Raw genomic sequence first — 6,699 nt, 5'->3', positions numbered from 1 at the left:
ATGGCTTCTCCTCGCTCCAATTGTAGATTTTCAATAGCAAAGGGAGTGTCGACCAGTCCTAAATCTAACTCGCCATCACTGGGTTTGTTGGCGGAAGGATCGAATGTGGAGGAGATACTGGGAAATACGGAATTGTGCAGCCAGCCCGTTACCTGATTCTGCTGGTTAAAGGTAGCTGTCAGGGCCTGGGCGCTCACAGTATGGAAGTAGCCATGCTGGAGGTCATCTTCACGACGCCAGACTACCTTTACGGGTCGCTTCATCGCTTTTGCCAGCAACGCCGCTTCCACTACAAAATCAGGTTTGGATTTTCTGCCAAATCCACCACCTAATAAGGTAACGTTAATAGTAACCTTTTCTGGATCCAGATTCAGTGCTGCCGCGACTACTTGCCGCGCCGCCTGTGGCGTTTGCACTGAGGTCCAGACTTGCGCACTGTCATCGGTTACCACAGCCGTTGCTGCCGGGGGCTCCATGGGGGCTTGAGCCAGATGCGGCGCATAATACTGGGCTTTTAGTACCGAATGGGCCTGTTTTTCGGCCTGACTAAAACTACCCTGATGGCGAACAACTTCACCAGGCTTATTGGCCGTAGCCATTAACTGCTCGCGATAGGTTGTGGAATTGTAAACGGCATTGGCATGTTCCGACCATTTAACCGATAGCGACTTACTGGCCTGCCACGCCTGCCAGGTATTTTTCGCTACAATGGCTACACCACCTAAAGGTTTAAACATTGCGGGTGCTTCAGGGGCTGGCAGCGTGATCACGTCCAGCACCCCGGGCATTGCTTTAATGTCTGCGACGTTAACAGATTCTGCGCTACTAAATACCACGGGCGGGCGCTGTATAACGGCAAAGCACATATCGGGCAGTATCACATCCTGTCCATATACTGCCTTACCTGAGGTCATTGCCTGAATATCAAGACTGCGGATGGGTTTGCCAATAGACTGCCAGTCTTTACGAGGTTTCAGTGCAAGTTTATCGGCTTCAGGCAGGGGCAGGGTGGCGGCAACCGCAACCAATTTGCCAAATCCCACCTTCTTGCCGGTTGGTTTATGCACAACCTGATGATCGCTAACCTCGCAATCGGCAATGTCAGCCTGCCAACCCTTTGCCGCGGCTGCACGTAGCAGGTAGGCCGCGGTAGCCCCCGCTTCGCGTAGGCGATCGAAATTGCGGCGAATACTGCGCGAACCGTCGGTGTTTTGATCTCCGAATTTAGGATGGCCGGTTGCTTGTACAACCTTAACAAACTGCCAGTCTGCCCCCAGTTCTTCAACAATAATCTGAGGAATACTGGTGCGAATTTGTTGTCCCATTTCTGAGCGATGGCAGGTAATTTCTACTTCGCCGTTTTCGTGAATCGACACAAACACACTGGGTGTCAGCGAGTCGCCGGCAGAAGTGTCGGCAAACATGGCACTGGGACGGGATGCTGGCAGCAAGGTTAAACCCAGCGTAAAACCGGAGGCCGTTGCGCTGCGCTTTAAAAATGCGCGTCGTGAGGTTGAGATGGTATCAGTCATAATTAAACCTTCCCTGCAGCGGTTTTAATTGCCGCCCGAATACGCGGATAAGTACCACACCGACATATGTTGCCTGACATGTAATTTTCGATGTCCTCATCACTGGGGTCGGCATTTTTACTCAATAGCGCCGCAGCCTGCATCATTTGACCGCTCTGACAGTAACCGCACTGCGGCACATTGTGTTCCCGCCATGCCTGCTGGACCGGATGTGACGCATCTTTCGACAAACCTTCAATGGTGGTTACTTGTTTGCCCTGAATGGCGGACATGGGTAACTGGCAGGAACGGGTGGGTTCACCGTTTATATGCACAGTACAGGCGCCACATAATGCCATGCCGCATGAGAACTTTGTGCCTGTCATCTTTAAGTCATCGCGAATAAACCACAGTAGTGGCATTGCGGGGTCGCCGTCATAATCGAAGGTCTTTTGGTTTATTGTCACTTTCATGGTGAGTATCCTTCACGCAGTGTCGTTATCGACGTATAAAAAAACATGATTGAAGAACGAACACAATGCCTATTCCTATTAATTACATGCTGAATCGATAAACGGTTGGATTTTGTGCACAATCCGTTAACTTAACGACTATTTGCGCTTGTTTTCGTTGGCATTCTCTATCATGTTTTTGTAAAGTTGTTGTTAATTATAATAACGATGTTACCTACCGAGGGATCAAAAATGCCAAAAGAAGTCACGGCAACGCCTCTTGAGTGTTTGTACCGATGGGAATCCACAACACCTGATAGCCGCTGTTTTGTGCAACCGGTAAACGGGCAGTATCAGGAATACGACTGGAAATTAGTTGCTAACACGGTAAGGCGCATAGCCTATCGACTCGAAGCTATGCAATTAGACAAAGGCAGTCGCATCGCAATTCTGGCTAAAAACTGTGCCGAATGGATCATGACTGATTTGGCTATTATGATGGCCGGTCATGTATCAGTACCAATTTTTGCTACAGCAGGCACCGACACTATTCAATACGTGCTGAATCATGCCGATGTTAAGGTCGTGTTTATTGGTAAACTTGACGACACCAACAACCAGATTGCTGCTATTCCCGACGACATCAAAACGGTAGCGTTTCCTTACCCTGGCATTAAAGCCGATGAATACTGGGCCGAGTTTCTCGATTGCCCTGCTATCACGGAAAGCCCGCTACCCAACCCGGATGATTTGATGACAATCATCTATACATCGGGCAGCACAGGTCATCCCAAAGGCGTAATGCATACCTTCGATACACTCAGCTGGGCAGGCGCTCAGGGGCGGGGGGACCTCAGTTTATCCCAGCAGGATCGCCTGCTGAGTTATCTGCCGCTTGCACATATTACCGAAAGGGTATTAGTGGAAATGGCGGCATTACACGCCGGTATGCAACTGTTCTTTGTTGAATCTCTCGATACGTTCCAGCGGGATGTGCAGCATTGTAAACCTACGCTGTTTGTGTCGGTTCCGCGTCTGTGGACCAAGTTTCAACTGGGGATATTGCACAAGTTACCACAGAAAAAGCTCGATTTACTGCTGAGTATTCCGATTGTGAGTAGCTTGATTAAGCGCAAGATTAAAGCTGGCCTTGGGCTCTCAGAGGTAAAGATTTGCGCCAGCGGGTCTGCGCCCATTCCGCCGTCGGTGATCACCTGGTTTGCCCGCCTCGGGATTGAAATTTGTGAAGGGTGGGGCATGACCGAGAATGCCGCACTGGGAACCGCTTCGCTGCCGTTTCGCCACGACAAAATAGGCTGTATTGGACATCCCTGGAGTGGTGTAGACATTAAGTTGTCTGAAGAGGGTGAGTTACTGGTGAAGTCACGCGCTAATATGATTGGGTACTATCTGGACGAGGATAAAACCAAAGAAGCATTTACTGAAGATGGCTATTTGCGAACGGGGGATAAAGCCACTGTCGATGCCGACAATTATTTTAAGATCACCGGGCGCATTAAGGATATTTTTAAAACCGCTAAAGGTAAATATGTTACGCCAGCACCGATCGAAGCCAGATTAATGGAAAATGTGCTGATAGAGCAGGTATGTGTAACCGGAGCGAGTCTGGCTCAACCGGTTGCCTTATTGGTCTTGTCTGAAGAAGGCCAGGAACTGCCTGAACATCAGGTAACGGCGTCGCTTGCAGACACCCTGCAGCAAGTGAATGCAAAACTGGAAAGCCATCAGCGTCTGGATCGACTGGTGATTATGATGGAAGCCTGGACCATCGAAAATGGCCTGCTAACGCCTACATTGAAAGTGAAACGTCATGTGTTGGAAGAGCGCTTCCCAGATATCATCAATCAGCGGTATCATGAACCTGTAGTTTGGGAATCTTAACGTATTATTTTCGGAGGCAACTATGTTGAACAAAGGACTGTTTCTCGGTGTATCGGCAATGATTTCAGCCAGTGCATTGGCAGGAGTGAATGAGCTGAATCAGGCGGCTACACAACTGTGTAGTAAGGTAAAAGTGTGTATTCAGCAGGAAGTCGCCGGTAACGGCGATATCCCTGCTTCCATGAAGGTGATGGTGGATAATATGGTTAGCCAGATGTGCCAACAGTTTGTGTCTATTGCCGAATTTAATGAGTACCACGAATTAGTTGAACCCGCCACAGCGTGCCTGGAATCCATGGCGGTACAAAATTGTGCAACACTAATGGAATCCGAGCAGGAAACACCGGCGTGCGCGGAATACCAAAAAATCGCAGATAAATACGAAAACTAATTCAACTATTGCGCTTCAAACGGGAATACCATTGTGTTCCCGTCTTTATACCAATTCGCATAGAAGTTTGCCCTCTCAGAGTGATCCCTGAGGGCAAGTCGAAAACGACTTAGATCACGACGCGCACTCTGAGGCATAGTCATTCTATGTCCAGAGGGCGCAACACAGATGTAAGTCGTTTTGGCCACTCCCTATGGGCAACTCCCTAAGGGCGAACTGGCAGACTTTTTAGCGTTGTTACGCTTGCTTGATTTGGAACCACCAAACCTGCACAACCAAGCCTAGCTAAAAAGCCTGTCAGTTCACCCTCAGGGGGGGCTGAGTGGGTAAACTTCTATGCGAATTGGTATTACTATCACTTCCCGCACAGTCTTGTTTATTTAAAGCCAATATTTCACTCAGATTTTACCGCTAAATCGTTACCGTAATCGTACCTTTTATAAACCAATAACCCGAGGATACGGTGATTACAGGTGAATCCCTTATAGTGCGAACACTTCGGCTAGGCGACATCGCACCGTTGTTCGAAATGATGTCAGATTTGAGTGATCCTGGTGAATTTATGCCTGTGCAGCTCTATTCAGAACAGCAACTCATGTCAGAGTTTCAGCGCAACGGTTGTTGGCAGAATACGCAGGGACGATTATTAATAACAGATCTGGCTGGACAGATTATTGGGGAAGCGGGATTAGTCTGCACCCGCCATTATCTTGATGGACGCGAAATGTACTACCGCATATTCAGCGATTATCGGGGAAGAGGTTACGCAACTGAGGCGCTTGCGCTTATTATCTCTTTTTTCTTTAACGCTACGTCCATGAATCGCATAGAAGCCGTTACCGTTGTGGGTAATAACGCCTCGGAAAACGTGTTATTAAAGAATGGATTTGAATGTGAAGGGACGCTACGGCAAGCCAGGTATTTACATGGAAAGCGTGTGGATCTTAAGCTGTTTTCCTTACTGCGTAGCGACACTTCATACTAATATCAATTGCATGTAGTTAGCCGGGATAACGTTCAGCCAGCCCTTTATATACCAGGTCAGCGTAGTCTGGGGCATTCATGTCGAGGCTGTCCAGCACCTCAACCAAATGGGCGTTATCTTCGCGGCCATGCCAGGTTTTAACGTATGTACCGGCTTTATAACCGTGATCCTGACGGAAGAAGTTCAGTACATTTTTACCCACATACTGACGATACAATTCATCACCGCTCATTTCGCTTTGCGTCACAATTTGCATAAATAAAGGTACACTGAACCGTTTGGCTGCGCATAAGCCGGTCATGAGTTCCAGGTTGTCCAGCAAAGATAGAGAGGCTGGTGCATATGACTGACCATCAAATTGTACATGCGGCGCGTTTTCAGCAAGCTCAGCAGCCAGTACCGTTGCGGTTTCCTCAATATCACCGTGATAATCAATGATGCTGGCAGACAACGCAAAATGCCAAATATCGACCAATTCCATTTGTAGTTGTGGCAGATCTTTTTCCTGCGCTTTCCACCATTTCCATCCGTGGTGGTCAATCGCTTCTACAGATTCAACCATCGCTGCCCGTAAGTAGCCATAACCGGCGGTAAGCCATTGTGGATTTACTTTGATGTTCATGTTGTTCTGCAATGACAGCATGGTATTAAGTTGTTGTTGTGTCAGCATAAATATGTCCATTTTTATAATAGTGAGTGCGCTGTTGGTTCTGTCCCAAGGGCGCGGGCAGTATGTGGCGCGGCGGCACTAACTGCAATGTCTAACGTTATTGCGAATGTTAGCATGGCAACCGGTAAGGAAAAACTGAAAAGGCCGGGAATTTCAGAGCACGTGTTGGTGAGCGCTAAGTGATTGCGCTAAGTGATTGCACTCAGTGATTGCACTCAGTGATTGCACTCAGTGATTGCACTTAGTGATGCACTGTGTGGATGCAGGAATTGGCGTTGTTGAAGCTAATCTGCTCTTTTGCGGTGCGAATGCACCACATTGAGGAATAAATTATACAATCAGGCTGTAAATTGTATGTTAAGTTATTGAATTTTAATATTTAATTATTTTGGCATCTATTCTGCAATAGATCATTTGTTAACTGCGCTGTGTGCTAGCGCTAACTTTGGCCGGTGCCAGGCAACGCCGGCTCAAAGTTGCTAGGATGTGGCCCGTAACCTTCCCCATACAGATTTTTCGTGTCCTGAGGTCTGTATGGGTTTTTTTATCTCTGCCAGCCACGCGCCGCACTATACTCGCTTGTTTATTAAATCACCAGTTATTTCCCTACATATTTCTATCAAATTCGTTTCAAGGCATACTAGCCAAACATTCATTTTCGGTGTTGGCTAAACGCATATTATTGGCATATACCAAAGATCAGGTCAGGGAGAGGCAAATGCAGGTTTACACCCGGTTACTCATTCTATCGCTTTTCATCCTTAACGGCTGTGGTGCTACATCACCTT

Annotated in this window: 6 protein-coding genes; 3 read left to right on the top strand and 3 right to left on the bottom strand. The window is 47.8% G+C overall.

The features are described 5' to 3' along the window. Window positions 1–1,532: molybdopterin cofactor-binding domain-containing protein (locus ACLR2L_RS17695; RefSeq protein ID WP_413370020.1), on the bottom strand; the 1,532-nt coding region annotated here is incomplete at its 3' end. Window positions 1,533–1,534: 2 nt separating this feature from the next. After that, entirely contained in the window at window positions 1,535–1,984 is a 450-nt protein-coding gene (locus ACLR2L_RS17690) for a (2Fe-2S)-binding protein (RefSeq protein ID WP_140956690.1), read from the bottom strand. 231 nt (window positions 1,985–2,215) lie between these two features. Here ACLR2L_RS17690 and ACLR2L_RS17685 point away from each other — a divergent pair, with 231 nt between their 5' ends. The 3 genes from ACLR2L_RS17685 (at window position 2,216) to ACLR2L_RS17675 (ending at window position 5,241) form a co-directional block, all read left to right on the top strand. After that, on the top strand, window positions 2,216–3,865 hold the full coding sequence (locus ACLR2L_RS17685; protein ID WP_413370017.1) for an AMP-binding protein: 1,650 nt from the start codon (window positions 2,216–2,218) through the stop codon (window positions 3,863–3,865). Window positions 3,866–3,887: 22 nt separating this feature from the next. Then, window positions 3,888–4,256: a hypothetical protein gene (locus ACLR2L_RS17680; protein ID WP_140956691.1), complete on the top strand. Its 369-nt coding sequence runs from the start codon at window positions 3,888–3,890 to the stop codon at window positions 4,254–4,256. A gap of 487 nt (window positions 4,257–4,743) precedes the next feature. Beyond that, entirely contained in the window at window positions 4,744–5,241 is a 498-nt protein-coding gene (locus ACLR2L_RS17675) for a GNAT family N-acetyltransferase (protein WP_413370013.1), read from the top strand. A gap of 16 nt (window positions 5,242–5,257) precedes the next feature. On the opposite strand, the gene ACLR2L_RS17670 is transcribed toward ACLR2L_RS17675, so the two are convergent. After that, window positions 5,258–5,911 carry a dUTP diphosphatase gene (locus tag ACLR2L_RS17670; RefSeq protein ID WP_413370010.1) on the bottom strand — a complete coding sequence of 218 codons (654 nt, stop codon included), beginning with the start codon at window positions 5,909–5,911 and terminating at the stop codon, window positions 5,258–5,260. Window positions 5,912–6,699: the final 788 nt, after the last annotated feature.

Source organism: Alteromonas sp. AMM-1, assembly GCF_047290655.1.
Taxonomy (GTDB): Bacteria; Pseudomonadota; Gammaproteobacteria; order Enterobacterales; family Alteromonadaceae; genus Alteromonas; species Alteromonas mangrovi.
This window is presented reverse-complemented; position numbering and strand designations above follow the sequence as displayed.